Raw genomic sequence first — 22,537 nt, 5'->3', positions numbered from 1 at the left:
ATCTCCAAAGCATAAGAGATCAGCAGTGTGATTGATCAGCCAACGTTAATGTGGGCAGATGGGTTTTATGACGCACTTACGGCTTTTCATAAAAAATTTATTGTATACAGCGAAAGCTCTTTAAACGCTCTAATATTGCCTGATAAAGATTTGGTATCTCTAAGTCAATAGAAATTCATCATTCTTTACCTCCAGATACTTCTTAACAGCTTCAATTTCACCTTCACTGCAAATTCCACTATATTTAAAACCATCAAAAGGTGTAGTGTAACTAAGTGCCTATGAAAAAGTAAGTCAGGCATAGAACACTGACAAATGGCAGTTTTTTTACCATCTGTAATGCACGAAAATATACATAGGCACTTATCCCTAGGGATTTTAGCCCAAAGGTCACTCGAAAATGGGTGGATACTGTCAAATAACTCACCTTCTCTGGCTTTGTATATTATTGACGTATAAATAAATGATATTTTTTAACTTAATGACACAATAAAATAAAACAAATGATATTTATCTATAAACACAACATCATCCAAATTTTTACAAGTGCATAAAGACATATATAAGCGTAATCAATCATCAATACACACCCTACTTACGCAGCAATCCAAATAGCAATTTTCAAAGCGCAGCTTTGAAAAGATTGACGAAATCATTCCTAGTCGTAGAGCGGGGGTTCCAGCGGTCATATCCTGCTTCAGCGCAAAGGTCCGCTAATTCATCAATATCGCCTTCCTTCACCCCTACCTCAGCAAGGTGCCTCGGGATACCTAAATCTATGCAAAGTGCTTCAATAGCGTCGATCGCCAACTCAGCGGCCTCCAGCACGGAAAGGCCTTCTATTTGACACCCCATAGCCTTCGCAACTTGTGCATAGCGTTCGGGAGATGCGATCATGTTGTAACGAGCAACAACTGGCAAGCACAGAGCATTAGATAGACCGTGTGACAGATGGTAACGCGCCCCAATAAAACGCGCCATGCAGTGCACATTGCCTAACCCCGTCTGTCCAAAGGTCATTCCAGCCATGTTCGATCCACATAGCATGTTCAAAGCCGCATGGCTATTCGAGCGATTGGCAACAAATGGACGAATATTATCTGTTATTAGCCGAATCGCATGCAAATTTACACCGTCAGTTACTGGATTTGAATTTCTTGAAATATACGATTCAAATGCATGAACAAAAGCATCCAGTGCTGAATGACATGCCACCGAAACGGGTAAGCTAGCAAGTACTAGAGGATCAAGAATAGCCACACGTGCAGGATTTAGCTCTGCATGACGGATGGACATTTTCATACCACTCTCCGTGTCAGTGATCACACATGACCCCGAAACTTCCGATCCTGTCCCCGCCGTCGTCGGCAGTGCAATCAATGGTAAAGGAGGGGTGGCGAACATACGGATCCCTGTATAATCATGAATACGGCCTCCGTTAGTCGCCACAATAGCCACTGCTTTGGCGACATCCAATGCACTCCCCCCTCCAACACCAAGTACCAGGTCTGCACCGATAGACTCACTCACCTCAAGAGCATTGGAAACCTCAGTGTCCATCGGATCAGGGCTCACTTCAGCATGGACAGCAAACTTAACACCTAAATTGTCCATTTCCTTTTGAATTTCTTGAACAAATTCTTGCTTTTTTAATGCAGGATCTACCACAAACAGGACGCGCCTAGCCTGTTTCTCCGCCAGCAATGAAGGCAGCTGACGGAAACACCCTTCACCGAGAACAATCTGTGTTGGGCAAAAATATGAAGACTGGTTCAAAAGCATTTTTAGCACCCTCTATTAAGCTGTAGATACCTAGTATTTACGTGGCAGCCACAGAAGCTCATGGATTGAGAACAATCAGACGCTCAACAGTCATCTCTTTAGCTGCATAGGCTGGTCCTTCTTTACCAAATCCGCTGGCTTTGACTCCTCCAAATGGCATGACATCAGCACGGGCCGATGATGTTTCATTGATTTGTACTGTGCCAAACTTCAAGCCACTCATGGCTGCTCGCACATTGTCAAGATCACGGGTAAATATCCCAGCAGCAAGGCCAAACTCGGTATCGTTTGCTGCTTTAATTGCCTCGTCTAACGTATCAAACGGACACACGGAGATTACTGGGCCAAAAACTTCTGAACACCAGACATCGGCTTCAAAAGGAACGCCTGTAAGAACCGCGGGATGCACTAGACGACCATTACGCTGACCGCCACAATGCAGAACTGCCCCAGCTGATACAGCTTCACATATCCAGTCATTTACTCTTTCAGCAGATGCTTCACTAATCATAGGGCCAACCCGCGTTTCTTCATTACGTGGATCTCCCGCAACCATCTCCTGGGCAAGCACGGTAAGCCGCTGCACAACGTCTGCTAAGACTTCTCGTGAAACATATAGTCTTTGTACAGATGTGCACACCTGACCAGCCTTTCGGAACCCAGCATTAGCAATCTTAGGTAGAGCCCTATCCAGATCAGCATCAGCGCATAGGATGGTGGAAGCTATGCTCCCTAGCTCCATTTGGCTGCGCCGCAATCCAACATGGCCCTGGATGATTCTTCCAACCCGAGTTGATCCCGTAAAAGTAAAAAATGCGATATCAGGATTAGTCAGAAGTCGTTCAGCAACGTGCTGATCACCCTGAACGATGTGGAGGTACCCTTTCGGCATTCCTGCCTGAAGCAAGATTTTACCGAGTAATGCAGAAGTCAGAGGTGTCAAAGGAGACGGCTTCAAAACAGTAGGATTGCCCGCTGCAAAGCTCGGTGCAACCTTATGAAGAACAGTATTTAGCGGCGAGTTGAACGGCGTTATTGCACATACAACGCCAATCGGATCATGCACCGTAAAACCGATACGCTGTTCAGAGCCAGGATGAGCACCGAAAGGAACACTATGACCACAAAGCGTCGCAGCAACATCGGCAGAGAGTTGCAGTGTTAGACCCGCCCGCATTACTTCACTTGCAGCATCAGTATTCGTGAAGCCAGCTTCAATTACCATGAGTTCTATAAAGCGAGATCTATTTTCCTCTAGCAAGATAGCAGCCCCCCTAAGAATCGAAGCCCGTTCATGCGGTGCAGGCACACTATTCATCAACGCATTCTTTGCTCGATCTATCGCCATATCGACTAGTTCGGAAGTTGCACTACAAACATTAGCTACTACGTCGCCGCTATACTTATTTTCGACTGGAAACCGATCAGACGTTTCTACCCACTCTCCATCAATCAGCAGTTGACTACAGTCTTGAAATTTATTGCTCATATGAATCTCCTAAAGACACTCTAAATCTTTACGAAAGCAGGAAGTTGGCTAGGATTATTGAGTAGCTCTAGCCAACCTTAGGGCCATTATTTTGGCAAGACCAATCACCTATGCAGGCTTTCTATGGTCTTTTAACTTAAACTGTATTCCTAATATCACTACTGCCATCAGCACACCTATTACATCCGTTTCTACGCTACCAAGCATCATTAACACCCCAACCGCAAAAGCCATGATTCGCAAAATGATATTTAGTGCTTTAAAACACCAAGCCTGAACCGCAGCAGCTAGAAAAAACACTCCTATTGAACCAGTAATTAAAACGCGCAGAATCTGAATAAAGCCTTCACCTTGCATGAGTATCGCCGGGCTATAGTAAAAAGCAAACGGCATCAAGAAAGCTGCAATACAAAGTTTAAATGAGGCAATGGAGGTCTTCAGTGGATCAGCTCCTGAAATCCCAGCCGCAGCGAAGGCTGCTAGAGCAACAGGCGGTGTAACAGATGAAATCACTGCATAATAGAAAACGAAAAAATGAGCTACTAGCGGAGGGATACCCATGGATTGAAGACCTGGAGCAACAACTGAAGCGGCAAGTGCATAGGCAGCTGTAGTCGGCAACCCCATCCCCATGATGATGCTAATAATCATAGCCAGCACTAGCGCAATCAATTGGCTGTCACCCGCAACCCCAAGTATCAACGATGAGAAGCGCGCTCCAATCCCCGTCAGAGCAATTACCCCCACGACTATTCCTGCACAGGCACAAACCGCAATAAGAGGCACTACCATCCTAGCGGAAAGGGCCAAAGCGTTTAAAATTTCTTTCGGTCCCATTCGATACGGAGTAAACCAAGAAACCACTGCAGCAGCTACAATCGCCAGCGTACCAGCGCGAATAACAGAATATCCAACAAAAAGAGATACAACCAAGATAATAATGGGCAAGAAAAGATAGACTTTTCTCAGCAACCCCTTCAGGTTAGGCAACTCTTCTCGCGATAAGCCTCGAATACCCAGTCGCTGAGCTTGTAAATCCAGCATGAAATAGAGTGAGAGGAAATAAAATACAGCGGGTAATACAGCAGCCGCTGCTATCTCAGTATATGGAATACCTGTCACCTCAGCCATGATGAAGGCCCCGGCTCCCATTATAGGGGGCGCTATTTGCCCACCGGTAGAAGCGCCTGCTTCAGTGGCACCAGCATTCCGAGCATCATAGCCAACTCGCCGCATAAGGGGTATAGTCATAGGCCCGGTGGAAACGACATTACCCACCGAAGTACCGTTTATCATCCCCATCATTGCAGAGGCAAGTACCGATACTTTTGCGGGCCCACCTCTGGAGCGCCCCGCCATAGAGAAAGCAAAGTTTACAAAAAACTCCCCAACACCAGATTTTTGCAGAAATGCAGAAAAAGTGATGAATAGCACAACATAAGTTGAGGAAACAGAAACCGTTGGCCCAAGCACACCATTATCAGTAAAGAGGTAAGTGAAAAACCTATTTGAGCTATACCCTCTATGCTCCAGAACTCCTGGCAGCCAAGGGCCTAGAAATGCATAAAGTATAAATACTAAAGCAATTACTACCATAGCCATTCCTGCTACGCGGCGAGTCAGCTCCAGTATAAGAATAACTCCTATGAGCGACATGTATAAATCCACATCGCTAGCCATCGGCGTGCCAGCAACCATATTCCAACGCCCGAGCGACTGTATAATATAGATACCAACTGCTAGAGCTATAATCCCTAGTGCAGTATCCGATCTGCTCATACGCCCTCGTTCGGTCTTATAAAAATAGCTAGACAAAAGAGAAACAACTACTGCTGCTAAAGAAATACCGGACAGAAAATTATTAAAAATTTCACTGTGCTCGTCGAATACTACACTTGGAATGCGTAACCATATTGCTAATACCATTATCAACACACAGGATGATAAAATAAAAGAAGCTCTTTCGACCCCCATTCCTCTACCAAAGGAAGCACCCTGAGAGGAAAAACTGTTGGAGGAATTGAATACTAAAAAACCAATTAATAATCCAACAGAAACATGAATAAGACGAAACTTCCAAGGCTCAACAGGTTGGATATTTAACGCATACAAATGAAATGCAACATACCCTACACATATTACAAATAGGGCAGAGGCAGCAACACCACTAAGAAGACGCTCATTCTCAGCCGGTTTAATCTCATCTACACTTGCACTGCTCACTGGAGGCATTGCATTATCGCTACTCATAATTTCATTACTCATCATGAAAGCACATTTAGTGATTCAATAAAGAGAAATAGAGGTAGTACCTTTTCTCTATATCCCTATTTCTCTATTCAAATTTTTCAGATCACCCCTTCAAATCTTCAGGAATTTCATATCCATTTTCCTCAAACCAGCGCACCGCACCTGGGTGGAAAGGAATAGCAGAATTATTAATATAATTTTCTGCCACAGTTTCCTCGGCAGAGCGATGAATCTGAGCAACAGCCTCAGAGTTTTCCATCACAGTTTTTACTACTTCATAGACAAGCGACTCAGGAGCATCGGCATGTGTGATAACAAAGCTCCACATTGCCACCGTTGGAACATCCTCATCCAAGGATGCATAACCCCCAGCAGGTAGATCTGCTCTAGAAAGCACAGGGAACTCTTCCAGTAAACGTTCAATCTCATTTTCGCTATAAGCAAAAATATTGACCTCAGCCTGAGCTTCTAACTGGCTAATGGCTGCAAGGGGTACACCTCCAGCCTGAGCAAACCCATCGAGCAGACCGTCCTGAATTTGTCCGCCTTGGTCAGAGATACCACCATCAATAGTGGTAACATCATAACCAAGAAACTCCAGTATTCTCGGAACATAGACACTATTTGTACCACCAGCAGGCCCAACACCTAAACGCTTACCTTCAAGATCGGCCACCGATGTAATTCCGGACTGTTCCAGTGCGGCATAGTGAAAAATGGACGAATACATGGGAATAACAGCGCGAATATTTTCATGCTCTACACCGGCCATGACAGGACTCTTACCTTCAATAGCCTCTTGAGCCGGACCTAATGTAGTGAGGCCAAAATCATGTTCCCCCATCTGCACCATACTGACATTTTGCGCGGGGCCTCCCGTTACCTCAGTCCCGAGATTGATATCAAGCTCTTGACTAATGAGGTTAGCCAATCCTGCTCCATAAATATAATAAGTCCCACCTTGACTGGCCGTACCCATGACCAGGCTGGACGGCCAATCAGATCTATCTTCGTTAGCAAAAGCAATGGAGCTAATAGCAAGAGAGATAGCACCCACAGCAAGATTTGTTTTTTTCATTTTCATGTCAGCTCTCCTAAAAATATTTTTGTTTTGATTAATGAATGAAAAACTTTCACATTACGGCCTTCTTAAAGCATTATTCAAATGAATACACTTGAATACCTTTTCAGTTAACCCTACTTCTACACATCCCATATATAGAACTTTAGTCCAATTATATTATGATGGAATTGAGGATAGGTGGTCTCAATGACCAAGTGCTGCACCTGTCCTATCAGGTACGGTATTGCCATGATCCACTGATACCGCTATCTCACCGCTGAAGACCAAGCCATCGTCAGTCATCTGGACCGTGTCGCAGGTACTCGCTCGCCACACCATCGACCCTATCAAGGGCTACGATGCCAGTAGATTCACGAGCTGTTCAGCATCCATGCCGCCTCCTAAGATCGAAGAACGACTGATACCTGGCCGCTGGGAGGATGACCTCATCATTGTTGCTAACAATCGCTCTGCCATAGATACGCTGGTAAAGCACGCCACACGGTTGTTAACCCTGGTGAAATTGAATGGTACCACTGCCACGGCGGCAGCCGTTGGCTTCAGCGACAAGCTCAATGAGGTATCGCGCTCCCTGCGTTTCTCCATAACCTATTACCAGGGCAGAGAGATGGTGAAACATGCCGAGATCACGCAGAAGACTGAGACGGCGATCTACTTTGCTGACCCGCATAGCTCATGGCAGCAGGGCTCCAACGAGAATACCAATGTCTGTTGCGGCAGTACTTGCCGAAGGGCACGGACCTGTCGGTCTACAGCCAGGGAGCGCTTGACCCCATCGCCGTCTCACTGAATACACGGCCACGCAAGACTCTGGACTGGCGCACGCCGCTAGGAGTCAACGTTAAGGTACTCAAGAAGTCCATCGCCAGCCCAAGCATCCTTCAAAAGCGTTGCACTTGAGACCTGAGACCGCCGTTGAAAATCACCGGTTGCCCTCTTGTCTTGTTAGGCACTCTTATTAACTCTCCCCATTAGTACTGCAGTTGTAGATAAAATCTATACTCCGTTGATCACAACTCGTGAGTGAACGAGGTGCCCGATGCTGAACGAACTGACCCTTGAAAACATGCGTAAGCAGACCCGTGATTGGGAATCAGCGTTATCCTCATGGCTGACAGAGCTGGGCGGTTACGTCAAACGCGCCGAGGCTCGGAAGCGCCTCAGTGCCTATCTGCGGGGCCTATTGGGCGACGTCGAACGACGCAACAGTTGGCAGCTGGCGGAACACCAGGACGACGCACACCCCTACGGCTTCCAGCACTTGATCAACCGGGCTCGCTGGGATGAGGACGGCGTGCGCGATGCTGTGCGACAGCGTGTCTACGAGGCTCTGCGCTACGATGACGGGGTGCTGATAATGGACGAAACCGGGTTCCTCAAGAAAGGTCGCCATTCGGCAGGGCTCAAGCGCCAGTACAGCGGAACCGCAGGCCGGATCGAGAACTGCCAGATTGGTGTGTTCCTCGGCTATGCCAGTTGCTGGGGGCAGAGATTGATGGATCGCGCCCTTTTCCTGCCCCGGGATTGGGCAGACGATCGCGAACGCTGCCGCCAGGCGGGTATTCCGGAGGAGGTGAGTCACATGCCCAAGACGACGTTGGCCCGAGAGATGCTGAACCGGGCGCTGAATAGTGGCATCACGGCCCGCTGGGTGACGGGTGATGCTGTTTATGGCGAGTCCTTTCAGTTGCGCTGGACCCTGGAGGAGCGCGGTCAAGGCTATGTGATTGCGGTCAGCCGCAAGGCGTATGTCTGGCAGGGGCTGGAACAACGTAAAGTGGGCGACCTGCTGGAAACCCTGCCTGGGAACGCCGGCTGGATCCGGCTCAGCGCCGGGGCGGGTAGCCAGTGGCCCCGAGAGTATGACTGGGTATTTCTGCCGGTGAACCCGGGGCCTTTCGAGGAATGGCAGCGTGGGGTGCTGGTAAGGCGTCCCCTGGACGTCGGCCAGGAACTGACAGCGTATTTCACCTTCGCACCCTGCGGTACGTCGCTCGAAGACCTCGCGCTGGCGGCTGGGGCCCGGTGGAATATCGAGCGCTGTTTCCAGGAAAGCAAATCACGACTGGGACTGGATCAGTATGAGGTGCGGACCTGGCGTGGCTGGTATCGCCATATCACGCTGGTGATGGCGGCCTATGCTCTGCTGGTCACGTTGCGCCGACATCAGTTAAAAAAAGCCTGTTGCTGAACCTGGGTGGGCAAGGCCCATCGTTCTCTCCCTGACTGAAATGCGGCGATGGTTGTGCCTTACCCCCATTGCCCAGCGACGAAGGCGGCTGGAAGATGCGCTGCTGCACTGGTCCTGTTGGAGAAGACTTCACCAGCGTGTCACCCAGTACTATCACTGGGTAAGACGCCAACGGACAAAAGGAAGCATCATTACCTTGTCTCTCGATGACTATCTACAACTGCAGTACTAGGTGGTGTAATGAGGTTTCCGCCGCTCACTGCGCAGCGTCCACGCATTGCTCTGGCGTGGCACGCCTAATTAAATAGTGCTAAGCCCAAGCTCGCGATTCAGCTTATCGATAGTCGCCATTAGCTGTTCGCTACGCATGGCCTCCGCCTCGGTTTGCGGTGTTTCGTCGAGCGTGAGCTGACGATTTGATTTGAAGGAGAGATCGAGCAACATCACGCCTAACTTGGGATAGCCAAATCCCTTGCGCCAGAGATGGCATAGTCCTTGAATGAACGCTGCAACAAGCTCATGGCTGTCATCTTCAAGCGTCACCACGGTGCGTTCGCGATACTGGGGTAAATCGGTACGAAAAAGGTTGGTACGCATAAACACCATCACGGCCGACGTGACGCTGCCCTGCTTGCGTTACTTTTCTCCTGCGCGTGACGCATGCGTTCGAAGTGCTTCACGTAGACCGTGGGGGCTGTAAGTAAGCCGCCCAAAGCTGCGGGAGACCATTATCTGCTGTTTAGGCAGGCTCATGTCATCCAAGGTAATGGCGTTTTCACCGCGCAGTTACCACACGAAGCGCTTCTGTACCATGGAGAACCGCTTGCGTATCTGCTTGAGGTCGGCTTCGAGCAGTTGCCAAGCCGTCTTGATCCCCATCACGTTCAGGCGCTCCCCCTTCCGCTTGGCGACTACCCACAGCTCGCTGGGCTATCTGTCACCCGCAGCGTATGCCCATCAGTGCGCTTGAAGGAGCGATGTCTCTCTCACATTGAAGGCGGACCTAAGTCAGGGGGGGGGGGGAAGGTCAGGTGGATCGGGTTATGGGGGAAAGATCAAACATCACCAAACGGTTCCCACTGTAGCGATGCTCGTAATTATACCACTGCATGAAACAGCAACCCACTTCTGCGTCGCCAACAAGTCAACATAGCCATCAATCAGGTAGTCCGGACGGTTTGCAGGTGCGAAGAGCGACTCCGAAATGACATTATCATAAAAATCTGAAGGCGACTGTACGACGGCATCGCCACGTCTCTTGTAAAAATACCTAGAGAACTCGACTAATTGTTTATATCCCAGCAGAGGTTTGACAGGCAACCTACAGCATCGCTCTCATTTTCGATAGGGTGTAAATATGTGTATAGAAATGATGGAGGTTGCACACCCCGCCTACCGAGTATTCAGGGCGTCACATGGCGGAAAATTACTTTATTACGATACACAGAACTCTTTTGCAAAAAAAAACATTTTGCTAATTAGCATATCAAAACGCGAACTAAAAAGGATAATCCCGATCATTGATAGCCTTCCCGCTGATATACGGGTAATAATACCTTATTTTACTAAAAATAATTCAAAAGATAACTTAGTGGGACTACACGATATTCAACGTATAACAAATGATATAATAGAATTAATGGAAGCCACCTTTACATCACCCATCTATTTAGCAAGTAACCCTATCGGAGACTACATCTCCCTGCAATTAAACACGCTCCGCCCGAACTTAGCAGCGTCACTAATATTGTCAAAATGCAATTTATTTCACAAAACAGAGCCTGGGTGGCTAAAAAATATAGAAAATCGGCTTTTTTAACTTAGCATCATTTCAAATCTTAAGTTTACAATGCGTCCCCAAAGAAAAAACTACTTATCAGCGAGAAAATTTAAACGTCAAGCGTGCACGCTTGGCTCAAATTGAGGAGTTGCTCCTATGACACGACGCATTCCTAGTACAACAGCACTGATAGCTTTCGAGGCTACTGCACGCATGGGAACTTTATCCCGAGCTGCAAGTGAACTATGCCTTACAGAAAGTGCTGTTAGCAAACAAGTATCAAAGTTGGAGGATTACCTTGCGTTAAAGCTTTTTGATCGGTTTCATGGACGCGTTACGCTAAGCGAGGCTGGGAAAAATTATTTCATTGAGGTCCGCAAGACCCTTGATAAGCTAGAAGCCGATACACAATCGGTTATAAATTTTCATCAAGGACGGAAGGAGCTACGTCTTGCGGTATTACCAACGTTCTCAAACAAGTGGCTCTTACCACGGCTGAAAAGTCTATCTAATTCTAATTTAGACATTATAGTAAACATTAGTGGTCGGCCAGACCCGTTCGTTTTCGAGGAATCGGAATTTGATGCGGCAATACATTTCGACCACCCAAATTGGACGGGGTGTCAAAAGCATACTCTTTTTAGTGAGGATTTAATTGCCATCCTTAATCCAAGTTACTTCGATGGCAAAGATTTTGAAAAAAATATAAATAAATTTCCTCTCTTACATAAGTCTAGTCGTGATGATGCGTGGAAACGTTGGTTATCCCAAACAAATATACAGCACTCTAGCCAAACCTCTGGTCCTCGTTATGATTCCTTTGCGAATGTTATCGAAGCCGTGCGCTCGGGAATGGGAGTTGCTCTCGTCCCCAAGCTCTATGTAGCGCATGAATTAGAGTCTGGAGAACTATTTCAGTGCTCCTCACATGTACTCAGAAATGAAAAAACTTACATTCTCATTCTCCCTGAACGTGAGCAGCTTTCAGTAAGCCTACAAATGTTTGTGGAATGGGTTAAGAAAGAAGCGCATTTTTTCAATTTGCAACGAAACAAGTTGGAAGCAGATACCTATCCCACGAACACAATAGCTATGTAACGGGTCATTTAGAACAATGGCTTCCATGGCTCAGCGTGAAATCGATAACTTTCACCATACGACGTAACATAGCCGAAGCCGGGGAAGTCAAGATGCATACCACCAACTAGCATTTGATCGGTAGATACCATATCTAACACGCGTTTGCGTGTTGCCGCAGCCACGTGGGGGTCACTATCAAAATCTAATGTTACTTCCGGGTGAGGAATTTGAATACTTGGCACATGAACAATATCTCCCCAGATCATGAGAGTATCGTTACCAGAAGTGACGAGATAAGCAGTATGACCGGGTGTATGCCCAGTCATCGGCATGGCCACAACCCCAGGAAAGACTTCTCCACCGCCGGTAAAGGGAGATAACTGTTGCTTATAAGCTTCTAGTTGCTTGCGAGCAGCGCGAAAATAGCGATCTTGCTTGCGTTTATCCACCCTAGCCATTTCTGAATCGTTCGACCAATGTTTTATCTCGTTTTCATGAACAATAATCTCGGAATTGGGGTAAATACGCTTTCCATCGTCTGTTGTTAAGCCATTGGAATGGTCTGGATGCATATGTGTCAAAAGTACCTTATCAATATCTTGTGGAGTAATATTTGCAGCCCTAAGATTCTCATTCAAGTGGCCGAGTGTAGAACCCATACTGTTTCCGGAGCCTGTTTCTATTAGAGCGGTGCGGCCTTGGCTTCTAACTACATAAGCATTTACAGATATACGAGGAGGCGATTGCAGGCAGGCATTTTTCATTAATTTCTCACCTTCCTTAGGCGTTATGCCTTGTAATATGTCATAGCTAGTGTCAAGGTAACCGTCACATAAAGCTGTAACTACAATATCTCCAACCTTTCTATGATAAATGCTAGCAACTTGTTGCATAATTTATTCTCCTATATTTTAACGTCGTAGGCTTGAGAAAATTCTCAATTTCGAGCAAAAATGTTCTCTGCCTGGTAGGCGAAGCAGCGTATGCGCGGTTGCTTGGAAAAGTAGTGAATGTATATATTCTCTAGCAACTGCATGAACTTATTCATAACTTCCTGCGTGCGTTGATCACTGTATCTAAATTTAATTTCGATATAAGCATCTTTCCCAGTAAAACTTTCTAAAACGTTTACGAATATGATATGTACTTTATTTTCTTCGGCCCCCAGGACAGCAGTACAAATGTCAGTACACTCACGCATAAACATTACTTTACTGTCATGATTCTGCACAAAATGAGAGGGTGGTGTAAAAATAGTCACATTAGGCATAAAGATCCCTTCATTATTAATTTAGTACTAAATAAATATAAATAATTATCACTTATATTTATGGGAGTCGACTTAGCGATACAAATAGTAACACTACATGCTGTAACTGCCGATGCTTTCTGATTTAGGGAAGCTCTGAAAAAGTCACTGCCATCAGCGATAATACGGCTATCGTCAACTGCATAGGATTCAGTGCTGCCATGGATCAAATCACCTTCTCAGAAGCCGAGTACCAGAACAAGAAGCGAAAGACCCGCCGCGAACTCTTTCTGGAGCGGATGGACAAGCTGATCCCCTGGACGCAGTTGGAGAAGAAGGTAGCCCGTTATTACCCCAAGGGCGAGAGCGGGCGGCCTCCGTATCAACTGTCTGCCATGCTCCGCGTCCATTGCATGCAATTGTTTTACAACCTGAGCGATCCGGCCATGGAAGACGCCCTCTACGAGATCGAGTCCATGCGCCAATTCGCCGGTTTGAAACTGGACCGATTGCCGGACGAAACCACGATTCTCAAGTTTCGCCATTTTCTGGAACGCCACGGCCTTGGCAAGGTGCTGTTCCAGGAAGTGAACAACCACCTGGAGAAAAATGGCCTGATGCTGCGCGAAGGGAGCATTGTCGATGCCACTATCATTTCTGCGCCTAGTTCCACCAAAAACAAAAAAGGCGAGCGCGATCCGCAAATGCACCAAACTAAAAAAGGTAGCTCTTGGCACTTTGGCATGAAAATGCACATAGGTGTCGACGATAAGCTTGGGTTGATTCACAGCATTGAGACCACGGCTGCCAATGTCCATGACATTGTGCCTGCCGATAAGCTCCTTCACGGTGAAGAGCAACGCGTCTTCGGTGATGCCGGTTACCTTGGTATTCAAAAACGAGACGAGCACAAGCACCGCAACGATGTCTCTTGGTATATTGCCAAACGGCCTGGCACCCGCAAGCAGCTAGATGCCAGGCGACAGAAAGTCGAAAAAATCAAAGCCAGTATCCGTGCCAAGGTGGAGCACCCCTTTCGGTACATCAAACAAGTTTTTGGTTATGGCAAGGCTCGCTATCGTGGACTGGCCAAAAACACTCAGCGCCTGCACTTGCTGGCGGCGTTCAGCAACCTGCTGATCAGTGAGAAATACCTATGGGAATAGGGCGATTGCGCCCGTTTTCCGCTCAATGAGCGGGAAACGGGCAAAAATACACAAAGAACGGGAGAAGAATGTCTGAATTTTCGATTTTTTCTCGGCTCAAGTGAGCGGTGATGAATATCGGCAGTTATTCAGACCTTCCTTAGGCAAGCCTCAAAAGCTTCTCGATTTTTTTATCATTTGGATATTTAATATCAGAATATACAACCAATTGATGTCATATACATACACTTGTAATCCTAAAAAATTACGCTTTTCTGCAGGCTTTGACTGAAAAAGTTAGTATTAGCTCTGCACTTACCTCGTTCAATGCATGCACATCGACTCCTGCCTCCATTAAATTAAAGTCAAAATAAAGTAACTTCAACAACCTCGTATGAGTGGCAGTTATTTAGGTCCCAATATTGGGCATAACATCTAGTCGCACAACTATACCTTGAGTGTTAGGAGAGGCTGCCGGATAAAGCCGCATAATAGACGGGTCATGGCCTGGCACGATATGATTCTCAGTCTCGGCAACTGCTGTTACTGAGTCTATCGCAGCAAAATAAGAAGGTATATCGTGAACCACAGGATAGGGACGCAGTAAAAGCATATTATCGAAATAGTGCATTGCGTCCGAGGCAATCGCAACACGACCGCGGTTTGTTTCAACTGCAGCAAATTGGAGACCAGGGGAATGCCCACCAACTTCATGAACGGTTAACCCCGGTGCAATCTCAGTAACCCCTCGATGGTAGCGTACACGCTCTGCGTAAAGCAGCCTGATAAACGAACAAATATGATCCACATCGTATGGCGCCCGCATAAATGAATTACACATGCAAGGGCTAACAGCATGCTGAATTTCGATCGGGCAAGCATGGAAAGTAGCATTTGGAAACAAGTCGAAATTACCTGCATGGTCCCAGTGCAGATGTGTGACAATAACTGTATCTACTTGATGTGGCTCTATACCCAGGCTCCGCAGTCCATCCGAAGGACATCGCAGAAAGTCATTTCCACGTTTCTTGCAGGTTTGCTCATCACAGCCTGTATCGATTAAAATGACACGGCCATAACCAATAGCGAGCCAGACGAAAAAATCCATTGCCAAAGGAGTATCATGCGGGTCGGCTTTCATACCTATAAAATTTTCGTATCGTTGGCGACCTTGATTAGTGGCGTAGCGTATGGCATATAATTTATAAGACATTTAACTTTCCTTTGGCTTAACCTAACAAACTAGCGTGGCAACTTTCGCATTGCGGGGGAACTCCTCGCATATTGCGGAGGAAAATCGACCTTAACTTTTAGTAGCTCAGCGGCGTGCCATGCCCATCGAGGATCATAGGTCATGCCACGCCCGATCGCGACAAGGTCTGCTTGGCCTTTGGTAAGAATTTCTTCGGCTTGCAAACCATCCATAATATGTCCTACAGCAATGGAAGGTAAATCTGTAGCACGGCGGACCTCCTCAGCGAATGGCACTTGATATCCTTTATGAACGGGGATTTTCTGATTTGGTGAAATACCGCCACTTGAGGTAGCAATATAGTCGCACCCGAGCATGCTAAGTTCACGAGCGAAGACAACAGAATCTTGGATAGTCCAGCCGCCCTCGACCCAATCTGTAGCAGATATACGCACACCGAGAGGCTTGTGCTCAGGCCAGACTGCTCGGATTGCCCGAAACACTTCTAGCGGATATCGCATCCGGGCCTGGAGATCTCCTCCGTATTTATCTTTACGAGTATTGCTAAGCGTTGAAAGGAAAGTATTTAAAAGATAACCATGAGCACAATGTAATTCAATGAGGTCAAATCCTATCTCGTCGGCCCGAATAGCTGCATCCATATAATGCTGTTTTAACTTATCCATCTCAATGTGATCGAGCTGCTGCGGGATTGGTCGACCCGGATAAGGCAAAGAGGAGGCACTGACTAGATCCCAACCACTTTCCTCTGGCAAAAGGCCTTTACTTCCCTGCCAGGGTGCACTCATCGAAGCCTTACGACCAGCATGAGCTAATTGGATACCCAATTTTGTATTGCTATGGCAACGCGCGAATTCTACTATTCGCTTTAGACAAGGTACTTGGTTATCCGACCATAGGCCAAGGCAGTTCGGGCTAACTCGGCCTTTAGGCTCAACTGCTGTTGCCTCAAGGATAAGTAAGCCAGCACCAGAAATCGCTAGATTGCCTAAATGCATGAAATGCCAATCTTTAGCACGCCCGGTTTCATCAGCCGAATACTGCGCCATTGGCGATACCACTATTCGGTTATCTAGAACCATCCCGCGCATTTTGAAAGATGAGAATAAATGATTTGTCATTATTTTTTTCCTAACCCAGCATTACTTCAGGAAGAAAAAGTGCGATGCCTGGAAGTGATAACAAGAGAGCAAGAACTATTAGTTCAAGAATTACAAACGGAATTACCCCGATATAAACTTCCTTTGTCGAGACTTGGCCATCTGACGCACTAATCGCAGCAAAAATATTTATACCCACAGGAGGAGTCATGCAAGATAATTCAATTAATTTAACCATAACTATGGCAAACCAAATCGGATCGTATCCTAGGCCCACCACAAGCGGGTGCACGATAGGAACCGTCATGACCATCATTGAAATTGGATCCATGAGCATGCCTAGCACTATATAAACCAAAACAAGTGCTAAGATTATCATCCAAGGTTCAAAACCGTGATTATTAACAAAGTCCAGTAGGACATCGATAAACCCGGTCACAAGGAGAAGTCGCGAGAAAGCCGTGCCACCCATAACGATGAAGAAGAGGGCAGCTGTTATAAGGGCCGCATCACCAACATTTTTAACCAGTTCGTTCTTACTGAGGCGGCGAAGTACCCAGCCGACAAGAAGCACACCAAATGCACCTATTGCTCCAGCAGCAGAGGGCGAAACAAGGCCTGAGTAAATACCACCAATCACGATGAAAGAAACGAAACCTATAGGCCATACGCCTTTAATACTTTTCAGCCGTTCTTGGAGAGAATACTGTTTAACTGCAGGCGGTGCCCAAGCTGGTTTAATGCGTACTAAAAAAGCTATACCTATAAGGTAGATAATTCCAGTTAAAACACCAGGTATTATACCCGCCATAAGTAATTGGCCAATAGACTCACTCGTCAAAACTCCATAAAGAACGATAGTTATTGAAGGTGGTATCATAGCAGCAAATGTACCAGCTCCTATAATGCATCCGACTCCCGCACCTTTATTGTAGCCAAGTGATATCATTTCAGGCAAAGCAATACGTGTAAATAGAGCTGCACCAACTATAGTTGATCCATTGACGGCACCAAAGCCTGCCGCTGCAATAACTGTGGCCATATAAAGACCGCCACGAATTTTTGCGAGCCACATATTAGCTGCTTGATAAATATCTTTAACGATACCTGTTGATCCAGCAATTAATCCCATCAATACAAACATGGGTATAGCGGCAAAAGTATAATTGGCGGCCGTATTGTAAGGCAATGTTTGAAATGTCGTTAATGTGTAGTTAGGTCCGACAGCAAACATCATTCCTGTGGCCGAGACCAGCAGCATCGAAACAGCTACTGGAATGCCGAAAGCCATCAAGCCGAGCATGACAAGGATACTAATTGTGGCAATGAGAGTTGGATCCATTACTTTATATCCATTGGTTTCTTTTCATTATCTATCACTTGGACAGAATGATCATATCTACCATTTTTTTCTACAATTCCCCATATTAACTCACGTATACATTCAATACTGGCAACCGCCAAACCTAGCGCGGCAAACACTTTCGCAAGCCAAACGGGGACAGGAAGAAACCCGGCAGAGATTTCGTTATGCAGCCAGCCCTTGTATGCCGTAATACTCATCCGCCATAACAGAAACCCCAGCGCAGCTAGCGTTAAAACAAGAATGGCCATTTTCGCGAAACGAGTCAGCCGGGGTCCGTAGTTACTACTAAAAATATCTACAACCACATGACTCCCTTGCTTCTGGGCAAAGGCAAGAGCGGAGAAAATCGTCACCGCGAGTAGCGCCTCGCTAATCTCTACGGCGCCTACTACTGGTTTATTTAAAAAAGCACGCCCCACACTATCTGCAGCGCCTATAGTTAGTATAATCACGACACTCAGCCCAGAGATAAAAAGCATAGTATTAACTAACTTAACAGCTATTCTGTCTATCCAAAGCAGTAGCCTAGCCCCGCGACTCTGTCGCGGGGCATAGACAGAATAGGACACCTTATGTGGAGTCTTATTCTTATCCATTGTTTTCATCCATAAATTTTCGGATGTCAGCAGCTACGCTTTTGGCCGCATCGCACCGGCCACTATCACACATTGATTTTTCCCAAGCATCTAGGAGATTGGGGACAACTTCTTTGAGCTGTTCTTGCTCCACGAACTCAACGATTTGTACGCCAGATTCTTTAGCAGACTCTATAGTTTGTTGCTCAAGTTTCGAGAATTCTTCTTTCTCGTATGCTTCAGCGACATCGGCTGCTTCCGCTATAGTTTCTTTAAACTCTTGCGACCACGTATCATAAGCATCCTTGCTTACGAAGCTGGAATAAGCAGCAATAGCTCCTAGATTTATATTACTCCAGTATGGAGCAACTTCTGCAACCTTAAGGAAACCTGCTCCTTCAATAGAAAGATAAGCGCAATCAAGGCTGCCCCGCTGAAGCCCTTCGTAGACCTCAGTCATTGCAATATTTACCGGCACAGCGCCGAGCTGGTCAAACATTTTAGGAGGCCATTCACCAAAGGTACGAACTCGAAGTCCTTCAATATCTTCTATCGTGCGAACAGGTGTAGTACATTGCAGTCGATAGGGGGGAAGTCCATGGAAAAGAATAGGATGTACGCCATTTTCGGCCAATTCCTCTTGCACATAGGTGTTATTCTGAGCAAGGTATTTTTGTGTTTCCATTGCCAGTATCGGATCATTCCAGGTCAACGGAAGACTATTCACAAGGCTCATAAGCGGCATTTGCCCAGGATAGTATGCCGGGACGAAACTGCCAACATCTACCGCCCCATTGGCTGTTAACTCAAGTAGCTCATTACCTCCACCCATCGCGCCCGACCAATAAAAACGTGCATCAACCTTACCATCTGTACGCTTACTTAGTTCCTCAACGAACAACTTATCGGCTTGAGAGGAACCCCAGGCTTCTGCCGAAAAATGAGCCCAGCGCAAAGTTTTTTCAGGTATATTGTCATTAGCATTTACAAAAGTGCTTCCTGCGAGAAAAGCTCCGATTATAAAGCCACCCTTAAGTACGTTATTTATAATCATTGTCTGCACTCCTTCCAAAGATTTTTGTTGTGTTCGCTTCTAACTTTTACCTTCTACTTTTACTTGCTGCGTTGCGTCCAGCTATCCTTCCAAAGACACTTCCTCGTAAGACTGATGTGGCACCAGTATAGGTACCCTGATACATACCAATCACCTCCCCCACGCCGTAAAGCCCCTGAATTGGTCGGCCATCTCCGTCGAGCACTTCGCTCTTGCTATTGACTTTGAGCCCGCCAAAAGTAAAACAATTTCCACAAATAATTGGATAGGCCATAAAAGGTGGACTATCAATTGACCGCGCCCAATTTCTCTTACTAGGTAAATACCCTTGCTCTGTTCTGAGCCCATCTGGCCTTAATGGATCAAAAGGGCCTTCTATACAAGCTGTGTTATAAGCTTCAACCGTGTCAGTTAGCGCTTGCACATCAAGCTCAAGCTTTTCCGCAAGCTCTTCAAGGCTAGAAGCCATTATAGGCTGTTGGTCAGTACGTACAGAGCGCTGCCAATTCGGCACATCATTGATTTTGCTATCCAGAATTGTATAAGCAATTCCCTGAGGTTGTTCTAATATTTCTCTCGTAATAGCTTCATAAGTTGCGTCTACACTGGCCGGCGCTTCATCCACGAACCTTTTAGCCTGTCGGTTCACAAGAATACCGTAGTTAAAGACAAGCACAATTGGTTCAGGCGCACCAGAGCGTGGATCTATCGGCTCCGCATGAAAACTCGTGAAATCACCACCACCAGCTGCACCCACTTTGAGGGCCATCTCTATACCCTCTCCCCGGTCATAATAGCCACCCCGAGCAACAGGACGAATATATCGAGAACGGGGACCTATATAGCGGGCCTGCATTTCATAATTTCCCTGAAAGCCGCCACTTGCAAGAATTACCTTGGGTGCTTTGATAAGTAGGGGGCCTTCTGGCCCACGGGCCTTTATACCGCAGACCATACCGCCTTCATCCATATAAAGGCTTGTGGCCGTAGTCTCATAACGAATATTAGCACCATTTTTTTCGATCCAATCAGCAAGGGTCTCTACAACGGCCAGGCCACCACCAAGTGGAACGATGCGTGAAGTGCTAGTAGTTATGAAATACCCGGGCATCGAATCGAAGCGCACCCCATACGTCTGTAGCCACTCCAGTGTCGGTCCAGCCTCATCGGAAAATGTAGAAATCAGCTCAGGGTCTGTGAAAGGGTGCGCTTTGACAATGGAACCCCAGTCTTCATAAGAACTCCCCGAAGCTTTTATCAATTCCGGGTCTAGGTGATGTCCCGCATTCTCCGCAAAATGGCTCTCGAAATCATCTGCCACCTCACCTACGTTTTTCATGCGAAGAGTAGCTTCGGTCCAGCGTGTATTACCACCGCGGTCCTCTTTGCAAGAACGCTCCAAAAGCGTAACGTTAGCACCCGCCTCCATTGCTGAAACCGCAGCTGTTAATCCTGATATACCACAACCGACAATGACTATGTCGCTTTCCATCTCAGCGTGCTTCATAAATTTCCCCAATTTTGGCTAACCAACCAAGAATACGTTTTCTTTGTGTTCTAAAGTTAATTTAGACTAATATTTACGAACAAAAGGACTTGGCATTTCAAGATCAGTTGAAATCCACACGCTTTTTGCTTCCAAATATTCTTTTACCGCTTCGATACCGCCTTCACGCCCTATGCCGCTATGCTTGAAGCCGCCGAATGGCGTGGTATAGCTGGTGGAGCGATAGTTATTTATCCATACCGTTCCGGCCTTTAGCTTATCAGCCATCAACATTGCACGATGGAGATTTGAGGTCCAGATTCCTGCCGCCAGTCCAAAGCGAATATCATTCCCAATTCGCACAGCATCTTCCTCGTCCTTGAATTTAATCACTGAAAGAACGGGGCCGAAAACTTCTTCCTGCGCGATACGCATATCGTTGGTTACATCCACAAAAACTGTTGGCTCTACAAACTGGCCACAGCCATATGCCTCCCCCGAAAGCCGGTTGCCTCCCGCTACGCACCGAGCCCCCTCTTTTTTAGCAATATCGATGTAGGAAAGGACTTTCTGAAATTGAGGTTCTGTCGCCACCGGCCCAATCTGAGTTGATTCGTCGGCAGGGTCGCCGATCTTCGCTGATTGAGTAATTTTGACAAGTTTCTCAACGAATTCATCATGAATTGATTCTTGAAGTAATAGGCGCGACCCAGCCATACAAGTCTGCCCACCAGCGGAGAAAATACCAGTAATAACACCATTAACTGCATTGTCGAGGTCAGCATCATCAAAAACTATATTTGGCGACTTTCCTCCAAGTTCGAGTGACACACGTTTCAGTCCATCTGCCGCAGCGGAATAAACCTTACGCCCACCTTCATCCCCGCCAGTAAAGGCAACACGTGCAACATCAGGGTGGCGCACCAGAGGGTCACCAGCCTCCATTGCGAAGCCGGAAATTACATTAAAGACTCCAGCTGGAACCCCCGCCTCTATAAACAGCTCTGCTAGATCATAAAGTGAAGCCGATGTGAATTCTGAGGGCTTACATACCATCGTGTTACCAGCGCAAAGCGCTGGAGCCACTTTCCAAGCAGTAAGCAGCAATGAAGAATTCCACGGGGTAATACTGGCTATAACCCCCATTGGCTCATATTTTATATAATTAAAGACCTTAGGCTTGTCTATCGGAACAACAGATCCTTCGATTTTGTCCGCCAATCCTGCATAATAATAAAAATATTTTGCCACATACTTAACTTGGCCTAAAACTTCACTCATTAGCTTGCCATTATCGCGGCTCTCTACTTTGGCAAGCTGGTCTGCATTCTTTTCGATCAGGGCACCAACTTTGTATAGCAATGCTCCTCGTTCACTTGCCGACATACTTCCCCACGGCCCATCAAGTGCTTTTTTTGCCGCAGCCACAGCCCTATCTACATCGGATTCACGGGCGCGAGGAATCTTAGCCCAAGGCATCCCAGAAAAAGGATCAAGGCTGTCAAACCACTCTCCCTTCGATGGGTTAGTAAATTCGTTATTAATAAATAATTTGTAATTTTTCATAACTGACTCTTGTCTCTTTAAAAATGCCGGATGGTGAGATTTATAATTAACCGTATATACGCCCGAATCAAATGAAAATTTGGCAAACACACTTGAGCATTTGGAATAGGAATAAGTTTCGATCTTA

Annotated in this window: 15 protein-coding genes and 2 pseudogenes; 4 read left to right on the top strand and 13 right to left on the bottom strand. The window is 46.5% G+C overall.

All coding sequences use genetic code 11. From position 1 onward, the window contains the following. Positions 1-621: 621 nt before the first annotated feature. The 4 genes from ACXUPB_RS01985 to ACXUPB_RS01970 all read right to left on the bottom strand — a co-directional run bounded on the left by ACXUPB_RS01985 (position 622) and on the right by ACXUPB_RS01970 (position 6,605). Positions 622-1,782 (bottom strand): iron-containing alcohol dehydrogenase, encoded by a 1,161-nt coding sequence (locus ACXUPB_RS01985; RefSeq protein WP_176304497.1) that lies wholly within the window; start codon positions 1,780-1,782, stop codon positions 622-624. A 58-nt stretch (positions 1,783-1,840) separates the two neighbouring features. Further along, positions 1,841-3,271, bottom strand: a complete 1,431-nt coding sequence (locus tag ACXUPB_RS01980) for an aldehyde dehydrogenase family protein (protein WP_176304498.1) — start codon at positions 3,269-3,271, stop codon at positions 1,841-1,843. Between the two features lie 108 nt (positions 3,272-3,379). Further along, on the bottom strand, positions 3,380-5,539 hold the full coding sequence (locus ACXUPB_RS01975; RefSeq protein ID WP_246286745.1) for a TRAP transporter permease: 2,160 nt from the start codon (positions 5,537-5,539) through the stop codon (positions 3,380-3,382). An 85-nt stretch (positions 5,540-5,624) separates the two neighbouring features. Next, entirely contained in the window at positions 5,625-6,605 is a 981-nt protein-coding gene (locus ACXUPB_RS01970; protein ID WP_176304499.1) for a TAXI family TRAP transporter solute-binding subunit, read from the bottom strand. A 376-nt stretch (positions 6,606-6,981) separates the two neighbouring features. Between ACXUPB_RS01970 and ACXUPB_RS01965 the strand changes: the two are divergent. Both ACXUPB_RS01965 and ACXUPB_RS01960 read left to right on the top strand, forming a co-directional pair. Continuing rightward, positions 6,982-7,505: pseudogene (locus tag ACXUPB_RS01965) on the top strand (IS30 family transposase); the annotation flags it as partial. Positions 7,506-7,644: 139 nt separating this feature from the next. Next, positions 7,645-8,796 (top strand): IS701 family transposase, encoded by a 1,152-nt coding sequence (locus tag ACXUPB_RS01960; protein ID WP_176304500.1) that lies wholly within the window; start codon positions 7,645-7,647, stop codon positions 8,794-8,796. Between the two features lie 300 nt (positions 8,797-9,096). On the opposite strand, the pseudogene ACXUPB_RS01955 reads toward ACXUPB_RS01960, so the two are convergent. Next, a pseudogene (locus tag ACXUPB_RS01955) lies at positions 9,097-9,420 on the bottom strand (DinB/UmuC family translesion DNA polymerase); the annotation flags it as partial. A 1,312-nt stretch (positions 9,421-10,732) separates the two neighbouring features. On the opposite strand from ACXUPB_RS01955, the gene ACXUPB_RS01950 reads away from it, so the two are divergent. Next, positions 10,733-11,674, top strand: coding sequence for a LysR family transcriptional regulator (locus ACXUPB_RS01950; RefSeq protein WP_176304502.1), 942 nt, complete (start codon positions 10,733-10,735; stop codon positions 11,672-11,674). 8 nt (positions 11,675-11,682) lie between these two features. Here the strand turns inward: ACXUPB_RS01950 and ACXUPB_RS01945 are convergent, their stop codons facing one another. Beyond that, positions 11,683-12,549, bottom strand: a complete 867-nt coding sequence (locus tag ACXUPB_RS01945) for an MBL fold metallo-hydrolase (protein WP_176304503.1) — start codon at positions 12,547-12,549, stop codon at positions 11,683-11,685. 577 nt (positions 12,550-13,126) lie between these two features. Here ACXUPB_RS01945 and ACXUPB_RS01940 point away from each other — a divergent pair. Then, entirely contained in the window at positions 13,127-14,071 is a 945-nt protein-coding gene (locus ACXUPB_RS01940; RefSeq protein WP_101147219.1) for an IS5 family transposase, read from the top strand. Between the two features lie 388 nt (positions 14,072-14,459). On the opposite strand, the gene ACXUPB_RS01935 is transcribed toward ACXUPB_RS01940, so the two are convergent. From ACXUPB_RS01935 to ACXUPB_RS01905, 7 genes are all read right to left on the bottom strand, one after another. Next, on the bottom strand, positions 14,460-15,263 hold the full coding sequence (locus tag ACXUPB_RS01935; RefSeq protein WP_176304504.1) for an N-acyl homoserine lactonase family protein: 804 nt from the start codon (positions 15,261-15,263) through the stop codon (positions 14,460-14,462). Positions 15,264-15,292: 29 nt separating this feature from the next. Further along, a complete protein-coding gene (locus ACXUPB_RS01930) occupies positions 15,293-16,384 on the bottom strand; it encodes an NADH:flavin oxidoreductase/NADH oxidase (protein WP_176304505.1) in 1,092 nt (363 codons plus the stop codon). Between the two features lie 10 nt (positions 16,385-16,394). Further along, complete coding sequence (locus ACXUPB_RS01925) at positions 16,395-17,705, bottom strand: TRAP transporter large permease (protein ID WP_176304506.1); 1,311 nt, start codon at positions 17,703-17,705, stop codon at positions 16,395-16,397. Then, on the bottom strand, positions 17,705-18,325 hold the full coding sequence (locus tag ACXUPB_RS01920) for a TRAP transporter small permease (protein ID WP_176304507.1): 621 nt from the start codon (positions 18,323-18,325) through the stop codon (positions 17,705-17,707). The genes ACXUPB_RS01925 and ACXUPB_RS01920 overlap by 1 nt, the downstream gene beginning before the upstream one ends. Continuing rightward, a complete protein-coding gene (locus ACXUPB_RS01915) occupies positions 18,318-19,358 on the bottom strand; it encodes a C4-dicarboxylate TRAP transporter substrate-binding protein (protein ID WP_176304508.1) in 1,041 nt (346 codons plus the stop codon). The genes ACXUPB_RS01920 and ACXUPB_RS01915 overlap by 8 nt, the downstream gene beginning before the upstream one ends. A gap of 46 nt (positions 19,359-19,404) precedes the next feature. Continuing rightward, positions 19,405-20,865 (bottom strand): FAD-dependent oxidoreductase, encoded by a 1,461-nt coding sequence (locus tag ACXUPB_RS01910; protein ID WP_217908941.1) that lies wholly within the window; start codon positions 20,863-20,865, stop codon positions 19,405-19,407. A gap of 66 nt (positions 20,866-20,931) precedes the next feature. After that, entirely contained in the window at positions 20,932-22,410 is a 1,479-nt protein-coding gene (locus ACXUPB_RS01905) for an aldehyde dehydrogenase (protein ID WP_176304509.1), read from the bottom strand. Positions 22,411-22,537: the final 127 nt, after the last annotated feature.

The sequence above is a fragment of the Vreelandella sp. DA03-1M genome, from assembly GCF_055725665.1.
This window is presented reverse-complemented; position numbering and strand designations above follow the sequence as displayed.